This is a genomic window from Cellulomonas timonensis (assembly GCF_900046455.1).
GTDB classification, from domain to species: Bacteria; Actinomycetota; Actinomycetes; order Actinomycetales; family Cellulomonadaceae; genus Cellulomonas_A; species Cellulomonas_A timonensis.
Genome location: NZ_FCOT01000013.1, coordinates 730,816 through 748,431, shown reverse-complemented (window position 1 = coordinate 748,431; position 17,616 = coordinate 730,816). Strand labels below are relative to the sequence as shown.

13 protein-coding genes are annotated in these 17,616 nt (G+C 72.2%); 6 read left to right on the top strand and 7 right to left on the bottom strand.

What is annotated here, in order from left to right; genetic code table 11:
- Positions 1-32: 32 nt before the first annotated feature.
- Both BN3788_RS16830 and BN3788_RS16825 read left to right on the top strand, forming a co-directional pair.
- Positions 33-2,327 carry an MMPL family transporter gene (locus BN3788_RS16830; RefSeq protein WP_066588661.1) on the top strand — a complete coding sequence of 765 codons (2,295 nt, stop codon included), beginning with the start codon at positions 33-35 and terminating at the stop codon, positions 2,325-2,327.
- Positions 2,328-2,349: 22 nt separating this feature from the next.
- Positions 2,350-3,498, top strand: coding sequence for a 5'-3' exonuclease (locus tag BN3788_RS16825; protein ID WP_066588658.1), 1,149 nt, complete (start codon positions 2,350-2,352; stop codon positions 3,496-3,498).
- Between the two features lie 111 nt (positions 3,499-3,609).
- On the opposite strand, the gene aspS is transcribed toward BN3788_RS16825, so the two are convergent.
- Together aspS and BN3788_RS16815 are read right to left on the bottom strand one after the other, a co-directional pair.
- The gene (gene aspS / locus BN3788_RS16820) at positions 3,610-5,385 is read right to left on the bottom strand and encodes an aspartate--tRNA ligase (RefSeq protein WP_066588645.1); all 1,776 of its coding nucleotides are present in this window, start codon (positions 5,383-5,385) and stop codon (positions 3,610-3,612) included.
- 90 nt (positions 5,386-5,475) lie between these two features.
- A complete protein-coding gene (locus BN3788_RS16815; protein ID WP_066588642.1) occupies positions 5,476-7,119 on the bottom strand; it encodes an MFS transporter in 1,644 nt (547 codons plus the stop codon).
- Positions 7,120-7,205: 86 nt separating this feature from the next.
- Here BN3788_RS16815 and BN3788_RS16810 point away from each other — a divergent pair, with 86 nt between their 5' ends.
- Entirely contained in the window at positions 7,206-7,673 is a 468-nt protein-coding gene (locus BN3788_RS16810) for a PPOX class F420-dependent oxidoreductase (RefSeq protein WP_066588640.1), read from the top strand.
- On the opposite strand, the gene BN3788_RS16805 is transcribed toward BN3788_RS16810, so the two are convergent.
- From BN3788_RS16805 to BN3788_RS16790, 4 genes are all read right to left on the bottom strand, one after another.
- The gene (locus tag BN3788_RS16805) at positions 7,609-8,514 is read right to left on the bottom strand and encodes a hypothetical protein (protein WP_147525164.1); all 906 of its coding nucleotides are present in this window, start codon (positions 8,512-8,514) and stop codon (positions 7,609-7,611) included. The two genes, BN3788_RS16810 and BN3788_RS16805, sit on opposite strands and share 65 nt — an antisense overlap.
- Before the next feature lie 161 nt (positions 8,515-8,675).
- Positions 8,676-9,770, bottom strand: a complete 1,095-nt coding sequence (locus tag BN3788_RS16800) for an Rv2578c family radical SAM protein (RefSeq protein WP_066588636.1) — start codon at positions 9,768-9,770, stop codon at positions 8,676-8,678.
- A 57-nt stretch (positions 9,771-9,827) separates the two neighbouring features.
- The gene (gene hisS / locus BN3788_RS16795; RefSeq protein ID WP_066588633.1) at positions 9,828-11,207 is read right to left on the bottom strand and encodes a histidine--tRNA ligase; all 1,380 of its coding nucleotides are present in this window, start codon (positions 11,205-11,207) and stop codon (positions 9,828-9,830) included.
- Between the two features lie 6 nt (positions 11,208-11,213).
- Entirely contained in the window at positions 11,214-11,930 is a 717-nt protein-coding gene (locus BN3788_RS16790; RefSeq protein WP_066588631.1) for an MBL fold metallo-hydrolase, read from the bottom strand.
- A gap of 167 nt (positions 11,931-12,097) precedes the next feature.
- Here BN3788_RS16790 and BN3788_RS16785 point away from each other — a divergent pair, with 167 nt between their 5' ends.
- From BN3788_RS16785 to BN3788_RS16775, 3 genes are all read left to right on the top strand, one after another.
- The gene (locus BN3788_RS16785; protein ID WP_066588629.1) at positions 12,098-12,838 is read left to right on the top strand and encodes a peptidylprolyl isomerase; all 741 of its coding nucleotides are present in this window, start codon (positions 12,098-12,100) and stop codon (positions 12,836-12,838) included.
- Between the two features lie 405 nt (positions 12,839-13,243).
- A complete protein-coding gene (locus BN3788_RS16780; RefSeq protein WP_234346696.1) occupies positions 13,244-14,527 on the top strand; it encodes a DUF349 domain-containing protein in 1,284 nt (427 codons plus the stop codon).
- 144 nt (positions 14,528-14,671) lie between these two features.
- Complete coding sequence (locus BN3788_RS16775) at positions 14,672-15,262, top strand: hypothetical protein (protein ID WP_147525162.1); 591 nt, start codon at positions 14,672-14,674, stop codon at positions 15,260-15,262.
- Here the strand turns inward: BN3788_RS16775 and BN3788_RS16770 are convergent.
- On the bottom strand, positions 15,249-17,576 hold the full coding sequence (locus BN3788_RS16770) for a RelA/SpoT family protein (protein WP_066588623.1): 2,328 nt from the start codon (positions 17,574-17,576) through the stop codon (positions 15,249-15,251). The two genes, BN3788_RS16775 and BN3788_RS16770, sit on opposite strands and share 14 nt — an antisense overlap.
- Between the last annotated feature and the right edge of the window lie 40 nt (positions 17,577-17,616).

Below are 17,616 nucleotides of genomic sequence, written 5' to 3'. Positions count from 1 at the left end.
CCCGAACGTGCGCGCAGCGCCTCGATGCTGCGATGCTGACCCGCGTGTTCGAAAGTCTCGGTCGCCGCGTAGCCCACCATCCACGACTGACGGTCCTGGTGTGGGCCGTCGTAACCGCCCTCGGGTTCGGCCTGGCCATCTTCGGCGTGCACGGCGAGAGCCTGTTCGACCGGCTCAGCACCGGCGAGCCGACAGTGCCCGGGTCGGAGAGCTCCGAGGGCGTCCAGATCCTGACCGAGGCCAACGGGTCCGGCGCGTCGCTCAGCCTGCTGGTCAGCGGTGTCGACCCCGCCGACCCCGAGATCGCGCTCAGCCTGCTGGTCAGCGGTGTCGACCCCGCCGACCCCGAGATCGGCCCCGCGCTGGCCCCCGTGCGGCAGGAGCTCGTCGAGATCGACGGCGTCGCCTCCGTCATCGACCCCTTCGCCCTGCCCGACGGCGTCGCCAACCCGGCCGCCGCGCCCCTCCTCGCCGACGACGGCGACGGATTCCTCATCGTCGTCAGCCTCGAGCCCGAGCTCGGCGAGGACGCCGAGGCCGAGGCGCTCGACTCGGTGGAGCAGGTGCTCGACACCGTCCCGGAGACCCTGCAGGCCGTGGCTCCGGACGCCACCGGCATCGTCGGCGGCACCAGCCTGATCTTCGAGGCCATCACCAGCCAGGTCGAGAAGGACCTCGCCACCGGCGAGGCCATCGCGCTCCCAGTGGCCCTCCTGATCATGGTGCTGGTCTTCGGCGGGTTCCTCGCCGCGTCCATGCCGATGATCGGGGCGATCGCCTCCATCGCGTTCGGCCTCGGCACGCTGCTCGGCTTCTCCTACCTGATGGACCTCGACTCGTCCGTCGTCAACGTCGTCACGCTGCTCGGGCTCGGCCTCTGCATCGACTACGGGCTGCTGATCGTCTCGCGCTTCCGTGAGGAGCTGCACTCGCTCGTCGCCGAGGACGGCGGGGAGGGCGCACGGCGTCGGCGCGGCGACGGCGCCGTGGTCACCGCGCTGACCCGCACCATGGCCACCGCCGGACGCACCGTCGCTTTCTCCGCGCTGACCGTGGCCATCTCCATCGCCGGCCTGCTGGCCTTCCGGCCCGACATCCTGCGCGCGTTCGGCGCCGCGGGCGTCGTGATCGTCCTGGTCGCCGTCGCCACGGCCCTGACCCTCGTCCCCGCCCTCCTCGTGCTGTTCGGCCGCCGCCTCGTGCGCCCCGGGCTGCTCTCCAAGATCCCCGGCATCCGCCGACTCCTCGTGCACACCGCCGACGTGCAGTCCGAGGAGGGGTTCTTCTCCCGCCTCACCGCCAGGGTCCAGCGCCACCCCTGGTGGGTCGTGCTCGGCACCGTCGTCCTGCTCGGCGCCCTCGCCTCCCCGCTGGCCCACATCGAGCTCCGCAACTCCACGACCCAGCTCCTGCCCACGGGCAGCGCCCAGCGCGACTACGTCACCACGCTCACCGAGGACTACCCCGCCGCAACCTCCCCCGCGGTCACCGTCATCGCCGAGACCTCGCTCGACGAGGCCACCGCCTGGGCGCAGGAGCTCGCGCAGCTCGACGACGTCGCCTCGGTCGACACGCCCACCCCGGTCGGCTCCTACGTCGTCATCGGCGTGCGGCCCGACTCCGGCGACGCCGGGGACAGCACCTCCCAGAACGTCGTGCACGAGATCCGCGACCTCGACCCGCCGTTCCGCACGTGGGTCACCGGCCAGGCCGCCGGGCAGATCGACTTCATCGACGCGCTCGCCGACCGGGCCCCCTGGGCCATCGGCATCGTCGTCTTCGCCACCCTCGTGCTGCTGTTCCTCATGACGGGCTCCGTGGCCATCCCCATCAAGGCGCTCCTCACGAACGCCCTGTCCCTCGCCGCCTCCCTCGGAGTCCTCGTCTGGGCCTTCCAGGACGGCCACCTCGAGGGAGTCCTCGGCTTCACGTCCACGGGGGGCATCGAGACGTACGTCGTAGCCCTCGTCATCGCGTTCGCGTTCGGCCTGGCCATGGACTACGAGGTCTTCCTGCTCTCCCGCATCAAGGAGCTCCACGACTCCGGCTTGTCCAACGACGACGCCGTCCGCCTCGGCCTGCAACGGTCCGGCCGCATCATCACCTCCGCCGCCGCGATCATCGTCGTCGTCTTCGCCGGCTTCGTCGCCGGGAAGCTGCTGGTCATCAAGGAGGTCGGCTTCGCGCTCGCCGTCGCGGTGATCATCGACGCGACGATCGTCCGGATGCTGCTCGTGCCCGCCACCATGACCATCCTCGGCAACGTCAACTGGTGGGCGCCGAAGTTCCTGCGCCGCGTCTACGACAAGCTCTCCCTCACCCACTGACCGCCCCCGACAGAGCCGAGACATGACCGCGACGCGCACCCTCCTCGCGGTGGACGGGAACTCCCTCGTCCACCGCTCCTTCCACGCCCTGCTCGGCACCCAGCTCACCACCCGCGACGGGCGGCCCACCTGGGCCGTCAAGGGGTTCGTCTCCCAGCTACTCGGCGCCGTCGACCGGATCGGCGCCCACGCGCTCGTCGTCGGCTTCGACGACCACACCCACAGCGCCCGCAAAGCCGCCCACCCGCACTACAAGGCCACCCGCGGCCCCAAGGCGCCCGAGCTCGTCCAGCAGCTCCAGATGACCGCCGACCTGCTCCGCGACGCCGGGATCACCGTGGTCGTCCCCGACGGGCTCGAAGCCGACGACGTCGTCGCGTCCGCCGCCGCACAGGCCCGCGCCGCCGGCTGGTCGACAGTCGTCGTCACCTCCGACCGCGACTCCTTCGGCCTCATCGACACCAGCACCTCCGTGCTGCGCGTCATCAACGGCGGCATCGACGCCTCGCCCGTGCTCACCCCCGAACGCCTCACCACCATGATCGGCATCGAGCCCGGGCAGTACCGCCAGTACGCCGCCATGCGCGGCGACGCCTCCGACAACCTCACCGGGGTACGCGGCATCGGCGAGAAGACCGCCACCAAACTGCTCAACGCGTTCGGCAGCGTCGAGGCGGCGCTCGCGGACATCGACACGAACGGCGGCGCCCGGGTGGCGTCCGAGGTGGGCAAGGCCGTCGTGGCCAAGCTCTCCAGCGCGGAGGCCCGGGAGGCGTTCTGGCAGAACGTCGAGATCATGACGATGTCCACCGACGTCGCCCTCGGACTGGGCTGGGACGAACCAGGAGCCGGGAGCCTGCCCCTCGACCAGGGGCGTGTGACGTCCGCGCTCGCGGCATTGGAGCTCACGTCGCTCATCGGGTACGCGGGCCGCGTGCTGTGCGACGCCGCCGAGCCCGCCGAGCCCGCCGAGCCCGCCGCCTCGTCCGCTCGCGAGCCGTGGGCGGCAGTTGCGGACGCCGTGGACGTGCCCGACGGGCCGGAGCCCGGGTCGCGCGAAGACGAGGAGCGCGCGCCGCATGACTCAGCGCTTGCCGCCGCTGCCGTCGCCGCCGCCCCGGCGCCGCAGCCCGCCCCGGCCGACCCCTGGACCGCCGACACCCTCTTCTAGGCCGTTCCATCCGCTCTCGGGCGGCCACACCGGCGCACGGGCGCACAACGACGATGGGGCGGGGATGCGCTCCTGCGCATCCCCGCCCCATCGTCATTCAACGGCTGAAGGTCACTCCGCCGCGGCGGCCACCGGCTTCGGCTTCGCGTCGACGCCCGCCTCGCGGCGCTGCGACTCGCTGATCGGCGCCGGGGCGCCCGTGAGCGGGTCGTAGCCGCCACCCGACTTCGGGAAGGCGATGACGTCGCGGATCGACTCGGAGCGCGTCAGCAGCGCCACGATGCGGTCCCAGCCGAACGCGATCCCGCCATGCGGCGGGGCGCCGAACTGGAAGGCGTCGAGCAGGAAGCCGAACTTCTCCTGGGCCTCCTCCTCGCCGATGCCCATGACCCGGAACACGCGCTCCTGCACGTCCCGCCGGTGGATACGGATCGAGCCGCCACCGATCTCGTTGCCGTTGCAGACGATGTCGTAGGCGTACGCCAGGGCGGCGCCCGGGTCCTGCTCGAAGGTGTCGATCCACTCGGGGGTGGGCGAGGTGAACGCGTGGTGCACAGCGGTCCACGCGCCCTCGCCGACGGCCACGTCGTCGTCCTCGCCGGTCGGCTTGAACAACGGCGCGTCGACGATCCACACGAACGCCCAGGCGTCGGGGTCGATGAGGTCGGCGCGACGGCCGATCTCGAGCCGCGCGGCGCCCAGCAGGGCCTGCGCGTCGGTGCGGCGCCCGGCCGCGAAGAACACCGCGTCGCCAGGCTTGGCGCCGACGGCCTCGACCAGGCCCGCGCGCTCCGCGTCGGAGAGGTTCTTCGCGACGGGGCCGGCCAGCTCGCCGTCCTCCGAGATGGTGACGTACGCGAGGCCCTTGGCGCCGCGCTGCTTGGCCCACTCCTGCCAGGCGTCGAACCCGCGGCGCGGCGTCGAGGCGCCTCCCGGCTGGACGACGGCGCCCACGTAGGGCGCCTGGAACACGCGGAACGGCGTGTCCTTGAAGTAGTCCGTCAGCTCGACGAGCTCGAGGCCGAACCGCAGGTCGGGCTTGTCGGAGCCGTAGCGGTTCATTGCGTCGGCGAAGGTCATGCGCGGGATCGGGGTCGGGATCTTGTACCCGATGAGGTCCCACAGCGCGACGAGGATCTGCTCGCCGAGGGCGATCACGTCGTCCTGCTCGACGAAGCTCATCTCGACGTCGAGCTGGGTGAACTCCGGCTGGCGGTCCGCGCGGAAGTCCTCGTCGCGGTAGCAGCGGGCGATCTGGTAGTAGCGCTCCATGCCGGCCACCATGAGCAGCTGCTTGAAGAGCTGCGGCGACTGCGGCAGCGCATACCAGGAGCCGGGCGCGAGGCGGGCGGGCACCACGAAGTCGCGGGCGCCCTCGGGCGTGGACCGGGTGAGGGTGGGCGTCTCGATCTCGACGAACTCGTGCGCGTCGAGCACGCGTCGAGCGGCCTGGTTGGCCTTCGAGCGCAGCCGCATCGCGTGGGCGGGCGCAGGACGGCGCAGGTCGAGGTAGCGGTGCTTGAGGCGGGCCTCCTCGCCGACGGTCTCGTCGAGGGCGGAGGACACCTGGAACGGGAGCGGCGCGGCCTCGTTGAGCACGACGACCTCGTCGGCGACGACCTCGATCTCACCGGTGGCGAGGTTGGCGTTCTCGTTGCCCGCGGGCCGGCGGCCGACCTGGCCGGTGACCTGGAGCACGTACTCGTTGCGCAGGCCGTGGGCCACGGCCTCGTCACGGATGACCACCTGGGCGATGCCGGAGGCGTCCCGCAGGTCGATGAACGCCACCCCGCCGTGATCACGGCGCCGGTCCACCCAGCCCGTGAGGGTGACGGTGGAGCCGATGTCCTCGGCTCGGAGCGAGCCGGCGGTGTGGGTGCGGAGCACGAAGAGTCCTTCCGGGACGGGCTGGGAAGCGCGTGGGATCCACGCACCCCCGATCCTAGTCAAGGTCCGGCGGGTCCCCGTCCCGGGTCGTCACGGGGTCGTGGCCTTGCGCGGGCCGGAGGGCTTGCGCCGTGTCGTGTCCTCCGGCCTGCCCGACGGGAGCACAGCGGTGGTGGCCAGGCCGATGGCCACGAGGCCGCCCGCGACGAACGAGGTGCGCCGTAGCGCCTCGGCGAACGCCTCGCGTGACGCCTCGGCGACTGGCTCGCCGCCCGGCTGCTGCGCGATCTCGTCGATGGCCACGCCGTCGGTGTTCTCGACCGTCTTGCCGATCTCGGACGCCTGCTCCGACGTGACCCCCTCGACCTCGCCGACCTTCTGCTCGGTGTCCGACTGCAGCCCGACGAACAAGATCGTGCCGATGACGGCGCTGCCCAGCGCCGTGCCGATGCGTCGCGCCGTCGCCTCGGTGCCGGACGCCTGCCCGCTCTCCTCCACGGGCACCTGGCCCAGGATGATGTTGACGAGCTGGGACTGCGCGAGGCCGATCCCCAGCCCGTACACGACGAGGCAGACGACCATGTGCCAGGCCGGGACGTGCGCGGACACCACCAGGCCGAGCGACACGATGCCGACCACCTCGAGCGACATGCCGATGCGCGTGACGGTCCGTGGGCTCGTGCGGTTGGCGATGGGCGCCGCCGTCGCGCCGGCGACCAGCGCGCCGGCCGCGAGCGACGCGGTGTGGGCGCCCGAGTGGAGAGGGCTGTAGCCGAGCGCGTTCTGCACGAAGAGCGGCAGGGCGAAGAGGATGCCGAACTCGCCAAGGGAGACGATGAGGGCGACGAGCGAGCCGAAGCCGAACGACCTGATCTTGAACAGCGTCATGTCGATGAGCAGCGCCGCCTTGCGCCGTCGGCGTTCCTCCTCGAAGAACCACAGGCCCACCAGGGTCACCACCGCGAGGGCGAACGCGATGGGCACCGGGGACAGGCCGCCCTTCGGGAACGTCACGCCGAACAGGTGGACGTCGCGGATCGCGATCCACCAGCCGTCGGAGCGGCCCTCGATCAGCCCGAACACCAGCGCGCCGATCCCGATCGCGGACAGGGCCATGCCAATGAGGTCGCGGCCCAGCGCCTGCTCGTCCCGCGTGTTCGGCACGAACCTCAGGCAGCCCAGGATGACGACGATGGCGAGCGGCACGTTGACGCCGAACGAGTGCCGCCACGAGTAGTACTCCGTCAGGTAGCCGCCGAGCAGCGGGCCGATCCCGGCCATGCCCGCCAGGATCGCCCCGTAGATGGCGAACGCCACGTTGCGGCGCTTGCCCTGGTACAGCGAGTTCAGCAGCGACAGCGAGTTGGGCGACAGCATCGCCCCGCCGACGCCCTGGAGGGCCCGCACGGCGATGAGCTGGCCCCCGGTGTCGACCTGGGTGGCGAGGAAGCTGGCCACGCCGAACACGACGGCGCCCATGATGAAGACCGTGCGCCGCCCGATGCGGTCGCCGAGGCGCCCGAAGGTGATCAGCAGCGCGGCGAAGACCAGCGAGTACATCGACTGGATCCACTCCGAGTCGATGGAGCTGATGTCCAGGTCCTTGATGATCTGCGGCAACGAGACGTTGACGATCGTCACGTCCATCACGATCATCGACAGCCCGAGCCCGATGAAGACGAGCGCCGTCCACCCCACAGGGCGTTCCGCGCCGGCCCCCGCCTCGTGCGTCATGTCCTCACGGTAGGTGCGACCTCGCCAGTTCGCGCGTGGTCGTGGTCGATACTGGGGCCCGCTGACCACGTCCCCGAGGAGTCCCCGTGCCCCGTGCCATCGCCACAGCCCGCCGCGTGTCTCGAGACGAGGTGCTCGACTTCGTCCGGGTGCGCCACCAAGCGGTGCTGGTCACCCAGCGAGCCTCGGGCGCCCCGCAGATGTCGCCCGTGACGTGCGGGGTGGACGACGCCGGCCGCGTCGTCGTCTCGACCTACCCGGACCGCGCCAAGGCGGTGAACGCCCGGCGCAACCCGGCGGTGTCGCTGTGCGTGCTGTCGGACGACTTCAACGGGCCGTACGTGCAGCTCGATGGCACGGCTGAGGTGCTCGACCTGCCGGACTCCGTCGAGCCCTTGGTCGAGTACTTCCGGTGCATCGCCGGCGAGCACCCCGACTGGGACGAATACCGGGCCGCGATGGTGCAGCAGGGCAAGTCGATCATCCGCGTCACGGTAGAGCGGTGGGGGCCGATCGCGACGGGCGGGTTCCCGGCGCGGCTCGCGGGGGACTGAGCCAGCGGAGGCGGCTCACCGCGCGCCTTGACGGACGGCCGGCGACGGCTCGGACATCGCGCACATGGACATCGCCGACGCGATGGCCCTCCGCGGCCAACGCGTCGCGGACAGTCGTGAACGACAGCCGGAGGCCGCGGGCGCTGATGGCCAGGCCCCCGGGGGCGATGTGCCCGGTGCGTCGGTCCGATCCGGCGTGCACGCGCACCCACAGCGCGCCGGGGTCGCTGCCCTGCAGGCCCTGCACCACCCAGGTCCGGGCGGTGAGCCACGTCTGGACGGCATGCCGCGTGGCCTCGGGCAGCGCCGCGTCCAGGACGCGGGCCCCGGCGGCGTCGGACACCCGCAGCGCCGCGAGCTCGTCCTCCCCCGCGCCGGTGGCCGCGAGCAGGCCCACGTGCGCGACGAAGCGCGCCCACACCGGCGGGAGTACGGTCCGGGGCCGTCCTGAGGTGGTCGCGGCCACGAGCCGCCTGCCCCGGTCGGCGTCACGCTCCGCTCGGGGCGCGGCCGGCAGGGCGAGCGCCTCCCCCGCGTCAGTGAGATCCGGGGCCGCGAGATGGACGCGGGTGAAGGCCATGAGTGCCCGGGCCGCGCTCGCCCGGGCCCGTTGCGCCGAGACGGTGGACTCGGTGTGAGCCGCCAACCAGTCCCCCAGGATCGCCGGATCGAGCGCCTGCCTCGCCGTCCTGATCCGTGGCGAGCGCTCATGGACGAACGCCTCTAGATCCCGGAGCGCCCACCGTCGCTGCCGCACGGTCGCCGGCGCAGCGTCGAGCCGGGCGAGATAGGCCTGGATCACGTCGCCCAATGCGTCGGGCGCCACCTCTGAACTGCTCATTCGTTGACGATAACGGAACCAAACCTCTGGTGTCCCCGGCCGCGCGCAGCGCGTGATCGCCCTGGCTCCCGACGGGCTGCGCGAGGCGCATGCTTCCGTTATCAGAAGCCAGGATGCCCCGGCCTCCCGTCTGATCACGAAGCCGCCCGGCGCGCGCCGGGCTAGAAGAGAACGGGCTGGTCCACCTCGAACGTCGCCGCTCCCCCGCCCGCCCCCGGCGCCAACTCCGGCATGCTGCCGGCTGGATAGCTGCCCCCCTCCGGCCGCTCCCCCATCGCCAGCCGCGCGTCGCCCACCAGCCGCTCCGCGCCCGTACCGAACCCGTGCGCCGCCAACAAGGGCCGCACCCGGGCCCACAACCAGTTCTGGTACTCGACGGGCACGTACGCGCCACGCCCGTAGAGGCGTCGGTAGCGGGCGACGAGGTCAGGCCTCTCCTGGGCCAGCCACCGCAGGAACCACGGCTTCACCGACCCTCGCAGGCGCATGGGGAGCACCGTCGCGCCCGTGGCGCCGGCGTCGGCCAGCGCGGCGAGCAACTCGCCGAGGTGCTCCTCTGAGTCGGTGAGCCACGGCATGACCGGCGCGACGAAGACCCCACAGGGCAGGCCGGCGTCACGCACCGCGCGGATCAGGTCGAGCCGCGCCCGCGGCAACGGCGTGCCCGGCTCGACGGACTGCTGAAGCGCGGGATCGAGCACCGCGAGCGACACCGCGATGCCGAGGGGGACCTGCTGCGCGGCCGCCACCAGCGCCGGTAGGTCGCGGCGCAGCAGCGGCCCCTTCGTGGTGATCGAGAACGGCGTGCCCGACGACGCGAGGGCGTCGATGATGCCCGGCATCAACCCGTAGCGCCCCTCAGGGCGCTGGTACGGGTCGGTGTTCGTCCCCAGTGCCACGTGCTCCCGCCGCCAGGACGGGCGGGCCAGCTCGGCGCGCAGCACCTCGACCACATTCGTCTTCACGACGATCTGCGTCTCGAAGTCGCGCCCCGCGTCCAGGTCGAGGTACTCGTGCGTGGGCCGCGCGTAGCAGTAGGCGCATGCGTGGAGGCACCCGCGCATGGGGTTGACGGTCCATCGGAACGGCATCGTCGACGCCTCGGGCCCCTTGTTGGGGGCGCTCTTGGCCGCGACCTGGTGGAACGTCCCCCCGGCGAGGTCCGGCGTGCGCCCGCTCCGCAGCAGGCCCGACAGCGCCAGCCCGGGCAGCGCCCCGCCATCCCCCGCCACGACCGCCTGCCCGTCCCATCGCATGGGACGAGTCGAACATCTGTTCGATAGACTGTCAACAGCGCAGGCCAGGCCCTCCCGTCACACCGCGGGCGCCACCCGGGGCCACCAGTCCTCGGCGGACGGCTGCCACGTCGCGGCGTCGGCATCCTGCTGCTCGCCCGAGCGGATGTCCTTCACCTGGTCCGCCCCACGCACGCCGTCCTCGCCCACGGCCCCCGGGAACCACACGAAGGGGATGCCACGGCGGTCCGCGTGCCGGATCTGCTTGCCGAACTTAGCCGCGGCGGGCGCCACCTCGACGGGGATCCCCCGGCTCCGCAGGCTGCGCGCGACAGCGTCCGACTCCTGCCGCGTCTCCTCCGATGTCACAGCGATCAGCACCGCACTGGGCACCGATCGGGTGGCGCGCACCAGTCCGGCGCTCAGCAGCCGGGAGACCAGCCGGGTCACGCCGATCGACAGGCCGACGCCCGGGTAGGTGTTCGCGCCGTCCGACGCGAGCGTGTCGTACCGCCCACCCGAGCAGATGGACCCGAGCTGCTCGTGGCCCACCAGCACCGTCTCGTAGACGGAGCCCGTGTAATAGTCGAGGCCACGGGCGATCTTCAGATCGGCGACGACCACCCCGGGCGCCCGCTCGGCAGCGGCGCGGACCAGGGCGCCGAGCTCCTCGAGGCCTTCGTCGAGCAGCTCCGACACCACCGCGTGCGACTCCGCCAGATCGCGCACGCGCGTGCTCACCGAGTCGTCCGAGCCGGAGATGGCCGCGAGCTCGAGGCATGCGCGCGCCTGCTCCTCTGTGGCCCCGGTCTCGGCGATCAGCAGCGCGGCCACGGCGTCCGCCCCGATCTTCTCCAGCTTGTCGATGGAGCGCAGCACGCCCTCGACGTCCTCAAGCCCGAGCCCGCGGTAGAACCCCTCGGCGACCTTGCGGTTGTTCACCAGGATCCGGACGGGCGGGACGCCGATGTCACGTAGCGAGCCGAGCGCCTCGGCCATCACCAACGGGAGCTCGACCTCGTAGTGGTAGGGCAGCGCGCCCGCGCCGACCACGTCGATGTCCGCCTGCGTGAACTCGCGGAACCTGCCGTCCTGGGGCCGCTCGCCGCGCCACACTTTCTGGATCTGGTAGCGCTGGAACGGGAAGCCGAGGTGGCCCGAGTTCTCGAGCACGTACCGGGCGAACGGCACCGTCAGATCGAAGTGCAGGCCGAGCTGGCCGGCGCGGTCCTCCTCAGTCGAGGCGGGGTCCTCCTGCAGGCGACGCAGCACATAGACCTCCTTGGAGGTCTCCCCCTTGCGCAGCAGCTGGTCGAGCGGCTCGACCGCGCGGGTCTCGATCCCGGCGAAGCCATGGAGCTCGAACGTGCGGCGCAGCGCGTCCAGGACGTGCTGCTCGACGATGCGGCCGTCGGGCAGCCACTCAGGGAATCCGGACAAGGGGGTGGGGCGTGCCATGAGGCCTCATCTTGCCAGGTATGGGTTGCGCCCCAGCTCGTCGTCCATCGTGGTGCCCGGCCCGTGGCCCGGCAGCACCACCGTGTCGCCGGGCAGCGCGCGCACGACCTCGCGGAGGGTCCGGGTCATGACCGGGTCGTCACCGCCGGGCAGGTCGGTGCGCCCGATGGTCCCCGCGAAGAGCACGTCACCGGTGAAGGCCACCGGCGACGGCTCCACGTCCAGCAGGTACAGCGTCGCGCCCTCGGTGTGGCCAGGGGCGTGCCGGGCGACGAGCCGCAGTCCGCCCAACTCGAGCACCTCGTCGGCGGACCGGCCGTCGGCGCCCGCCTCCGATCCGAACGGCTCAACCCTCGCCGGGACGCGGTAGTCGGCTGGCGAGACGCCCACGGACGCCAACGACTGCGCCAGCGGGCCACCGGGATCGTGCGCGCTCCCCAGGCCCAGCGTGCCGAACGGGTCCGCGAGACGGTAGGCGTCAGCGCGGTGCAGCCGCAGCGGGATCCCGTACTCCTCGACGAGCTCCGCGGCGTCCCAGGTGTGGTCCACGTGCCCATGCGTCGCCAGCACCGCCACCGGGACCAGGCCGTTCTCCTGCGCGGCACGCCGCACCCCGGGGGCCGCGCCACCCCCCGGGTCGACGATCACGCACGTCCTGTCGTCTGCCGCGAGGACGTAGCAGTTGGCTCCGAAGACGGGCGCGACGACGGTGATGAGCTGCATCCGCCCACCGTACCCAGCCACGCGCCGGCGCCCTCGCCGCGACGGCTCCCGGTGTTTCCCGTCGTGGCGTGGCGCCCAAGGCCCTTGCGTTGCCTAGACTGTCGGGGTCAGGAGTGCGGGACCGCTGGCCACGGCGTCAGCAGGCCGCCCGTCGTCGAGGAGTGTGCGTGGCACCGAGCAAGCGCGAGTACGAGCGTCGTCGGTACGAGAAGTGGCAGCAGCGGCAGGCGGCGCGTGAAGCGCGTCGTCGGCGCCAGCGCGCCCTCATCGCGGCCGTCGTCGCCGGTGTCCTCGTCGTGGGCGTCGGCGTGGCCGCTGTCCTCGTGACACTGGGCGACTCCGACGAGGCGCCGCCCGCCGCCGACACCACGACCCCCACCAGCGACGCGCTCGTCCCCGACGCCGCACTGGCGGAGGGCCGCGCCTGGACCGGGACCCTGCGCACCAGCCAGGGCGACATCGGCCTCGAGCTCGACGGGGTGAACGCCCCCCAGGCGGTCGCGAACTTCGTGACGCTCGCCCGCGACTCCTACTTCGACTCGACCGCTTGCCATCGCCTGGTGACCTCCGGGATCAAGGTGCTGCAGTGCGGCGACCCGACGGGCACCGGCACCGGTGGCCCGGGGTACTCGTGGGGCCCCATCGAGAACGCGCCAGCCGACGACTTCTACCCGGCCGGCACCATCGCCATGGCCCGTGTCGGCGGCGATGGCGAGTCGATGGGCAGCCAGTTCTTCCTCGTCTACGAGGACTCGACCATCCAGTCCGACGCGGCTGGTGGATACACGGTGTTCGGCCGCATCACGTCCGGTCTGGACGTGGTGCAGGCAATCGCTGACGCGGGGAACGGGGACGACGGAGTCGCCCCCGCCCTCGACGTCATCATCGAGGGAGTGGAGACCCAGTGACCGAGAACTTTGCCGCCCAGGAGCGCGAGCGCGACGAGGTCGCCGGGTCCACCGTCCCAGAGGGCGAAGCCACTCCGGCGGCGCCCATCGACAGCGACGCGGTCCAGCCTGCCGAGACAGCTGATGTGACACCCGACGCCACCGCGCCGAGCAGCGAGGTCGAGGCGGGCAGCGACGTCGAGGCGAGCCAGGCGGAGGCCACCACCGCCGACGAGGCGCCCGCTGCTGACGAGGCTCCCGCCGACGGCGCGGCGCCTGCCGCCGAGGAGGCGCCTGTCGCTGACGACGCGGCCGCCGCCACCGAGACGCCGGAGATGGGTATAAGAGGCAGCGCCCCGCCCGATCCCCCGGCCTCGCCCGGCTGCCCAGCCGACGCCCGCCGCCGTCGCCGAGGCGCCGACGCGCGTGGCTCCCCCGGTGGACGCCGCCGAGGCCGCGCACGCCGCGACCTTCGGCCGTGTCGACGACGAGGGCTCGGTCTTCGTCGTCGAGGCAGCAGGCGAACGCCTCGTCGGGCAGTTCCCCGGCGCCACGGCCGACGAGGCCCTCGCCCTGTACGTGCGCAGGTACCTCGACCTGCAGGCCAAGGTCGTGCTCTTCGAGACCCGGCTCACGGCGCGCGACCTGGCGATCAAGGAGATCGACCAAACGCTCGCACGGCTCGCCGAGGAGCTCGCCGAGCCCGCCGCCGTGGGTGACCTCGACGGCCTGCGCGCCCGCCTGGAGGGCCTGAAGTCGGTGGCGGCCGAGCGCCGCGCCGCTGCCGAGGCCGAGCGCGCCGCGGCTCGCGAGGCCGCCGTGGCGGCGCGCACGCAGATCGTGGAGCAGGCCGAGAAGATCGCCTCGACGGACCCCGAGCGGATCCAGTGGCGTCCGGCAGGCGAGCAGTTGCGCCTGCTGCTCGAGCAGTGGAAGGACGCGCAGCGTTCCGGACCGCGCATTGATCGGCCGACGGAGGAGAGCCTGTGGAAGCGGTTCAGCCACGCGCGCACCACGTTCGACCGTGAGCGCCGGCACTTCTTCGCCGAGCTCGAGTCCCGCAACGCGGGAGCCAAGCAGGCCAAGGAAGCCCTCGTCCAGGAGGCCGAGAAGCTCTCGACCAGCACCGACTGGGGTCACACGGCGGGCGCCTACCGCGATCTCATGACCCGCTGGAAGGCGGCTGGCCGCGCGAGCCGGGCCGACGACGACGCGCTGTGGGCCCGCTTCCGCGCCGCTCAGGACGCGTTCTTCGCGGCCCGGGACGCCGAGTCTGCCGCGACCGACACCGAGTACCAGGCGAACCTCGAGGTCAAGGAGGCCATCCTCGTCGAGGCGGAGCGCCTCGTCCCGGTGACCGACCTCGCCGCCGCGAAGGCCGCCCTGCGCACGTTGCAGGACCGCTGGGAGTCCGCCGGCAAGGTTCCGCGTGGCGACGTGCAGCGCGTCGAGGGGCGTATGCGCGCCGTCGAGACGGCCGTGCGCGACGCCGAGCAGGCCGTGTGGCGCCGGAGCAACCCGGAGACGCGCGCGCGTGCCGAGGGCGCTGCCGCACAACTCGAAAGCGCCATCGCGGCGCTCGAGGAGGACCTGGCGAAGGCGCAGGCCAAGGGCGACAAGCGCAAGGTCGAGGAGGCTCAGGCCGCCCTCGACGCGCGCCGTGCCTGGCTCGAGCAGGTCCAACGCGCCGCCCAGGACGCGCGCGGCTGACCGGCTCACCGGCCTCACCGACGCCCGGGCGCAGCAGATCGCTGCCCCGGGCGTCGTCATGCCCGCTGCGGCTGCGAGGCCGCGCTGTCCACAGGCCAACGGCCTGCCGGTGATCCCGCGCCGCAGTGGCGGCATGCTGGCCCGGTGACAGCGCCGTGGATGCCCAGCACCGCCACCCCTCCCGCTGACGACGTGGTCTCCCCCGCCACCGTCGGCGCGGTGGCGTTCGACGCCCTGCTCCGTGACGGGCATGCCCGGCGCGTGTGGGGCGACCTCGCGCTCGCCACAGGAGCGGCCGCCACTCCGGCGCACCGTGCCGCCGCGCTCAGCGCGCTGGTCCCCGAGCGTGCGACGGTCGGGCGGGACGCCGCAGCCTGGGTGCACACCGGCGCGGACCTGCCGGCCAGGGTGCAGGTGCTCGTGGGGCCGCGGCGGCGGCGGCCAGACCCGCACCCGCTGCGGATCACCCACGAGTGCGTGCTCGCCGAGGGCGACACCGTGGAGCTCGCGGGGCTCCGGGTGACCACCGTGCAGCGCACCGGGCTCGACATCGCCCGATGGCACGGCGCCGACAGCGCCCGCAACATGCTGCTCACGCTCTGCCGGGTCGGGTTCGACCCGACGGCGGCGCTCCACGCACTGGCGGCGATCTCCGGCCACGCGGGTGTCCGGGAGGCCCGCACGACTCTGACTGCCTTGCTCGCGCCGGCGCAAGCCGCGGTCAGGCGCGGATGACTGGCTCCTCTGCCGCCTTGGCGCCGGTGATGCGGTAGACGTCGAAGACGCCCTCGACCTTCCGCACCGCCGAGAGGACCGACGCGAGGTGTGACGGTTCGGCCATCTCGAAGACGAACCGTGACATCGCCACCCGGTCGCGGGACGTCGACACCGACGCGGAGAGGATGTTCACGTGGTGGTCGGACAGCACGCGGGTCACGTCCGAGAGCAGCCGGCTCCGGTCGAGTGCCTCGACCTGGATCTGGACGAGGAACAGCGCGCTGCTCCCCTGCGTCCACTCCACGTCGACGATCCGCTCGGGCTGCGCGCGCAACTGCTCGACGTTGATGCAGTCGGTGCGGTGCACGCTCACGCCCTGGCCACGGGTGACGAAGCCGATGATCTCGTCGCCCGGCACCGGGGTGCAGCACTTGGCCAGCTTGACCCAGATGTCGTCGACGCCCCGGACGACCACGCCCGGGTCCCCGGTGCGCACCCGGCGGGCCGTGTTCCCGGGCCGTGCCGTCTCGGCGATGTCCTCCTCGGCGCCCGGCTCCCCGCCCATCGACTGCACGAGGCGGTGCACCACCGTCGCAGCCGAGACCTGCCCCTCGCCGATCGCGGCGTACAGCGCCGAGACGTCCGCGTAGCGCATCTCGTTGGCGAGCGCGACGAGCGACTCATGCGACAGCAGGCGCTGGATCGGCAGGTTCTGCTTGCGCATCGCCTTCGCGATCGCGTCCTTGCCGTGCTCGATGGCCTCCTCGCGGCGCTCCTTGGAGAACCACTGGCGGATCTTGTTGCGGGCTCGGGGGCTCTTGACGAAGCCGAGCCAGTCACGACTCGGGCCCGCGGTCTCCGACTTCGAGGTCAGCACATCGACCACGTCGCCGTTCTCGAGCGCCGAGTCGAGCGGGACGAGCCGGCCGTTGACCCGCGCGCCCATCGTCCGGTGGCCCACCTCGGTGTGCACCGCGTACGCGAAGTCCACGGGGGTGGATCCGGCGGGCAGCGCGACGACGTCGCCCTTCGGGGTGAAGACATAGACCTCGGCGCCCGCGATCTCGAAACGCAGCGAGTCGAGGAACTCGCTGGGATCCGCGGTCTCCTTCTGCCAGTCCACGAGCTGCCGCAGCCACGTCATGTCGTTGCCGGCCGGGTCTGTGGCGCCGGCGCCCGCGTTCTTGGCGGACTCCTTGTACTTCCAGTGCGCCGCGACGCCGTACTCCGCGCGGCGGTGCATGTCATGCGTGCGGATCTGGATCTCCACCGGCTTGCCGCCCGGCCCGATGACCGTGGTGTGCAGCGACTGGTAGAGGTTGAACTTCGGCATCGCGATGTAGTCCTTGAACCGTCCGGGGACGGGGTTCCACCGCGCGTGGAGGGCGCCGAGCGCCGCGTAGCAGTCGCGCACCGAGTCCACCAGGACCCGGACGCCGACGAGGTCGTAGATGTCGGCGAAGTCGCGGCCGCGCACGATCATCTTCTGGTAGATCGAGTAGTAGTGCTTCGGCCGTCCGGTGACGGTGGCCTTGATCTTGGCGGAGCGCAGGTCGGCGCCGACCTGGTCGCGCACCACTGCCAGGTACTCCTCGCGCGCAGGCGCGCGCTCCGCGACCAGGTGCACGATCTCGTCGTAGACCTTGGGGTACAGCGTCGCGAACGACAGGTCCTCGAGCTCCCACTTGATCGTGTTCATGCCCAGCCGGTGGGCCAGCGGGGCGTAGATCTCCAGGGTCTCGCGGGCCTTCTTCTCCGCCGAGGACGCGGCGACGAACTTCCAGGTGCGGGCGTTGTGCAACCGGTCGGCCAACTTGATGACGAGCACGCGGATGTCGCGCGACATCGCCACGACCATCTTGCGGACCGTCTCGGCCTGCGCGGCGTCGCCGTACGCGACCTTGTCGAGCTTCGTCACGCCGTCGACGAGCATCGCGATCTCGGGGCCGAACTCGGCCCGGAGTTGGTCGAGCGAGTAGTCCGTGTCCTCCACGGTGTCGTGCAGCAGCGCCGCAGCGAGCGTCGGAGGCGTCATGCCGAGCTCGGCGAGGATCGTGGCCACCGCCACCGGGTGCGTGATGTACGGGTCGCCGCTCTTGCGGAGCTGCCCGCGGTGCGCGCGCTCGGCGACGACGTAGGCCTGCTCGACCACCGCGAGATCAGCCTTGGGGTGGTTCGTGCGAATGGCCTGCAGCAATGGCTCCAGCGCCGGGGACGTCGCGGGACCGCGCGCTCCGAACCTCGCCAGCCGCGACCGCACCCTGCTGCCCGACTGGCCGTCCGTCGAGACCGTGGGGACGTCCGAGCGGGTCGTCCGTACGTTGTCGCTCATCTCACCCCTCCCGCGAGTCCACCGATCCGCAAGAGTCTAC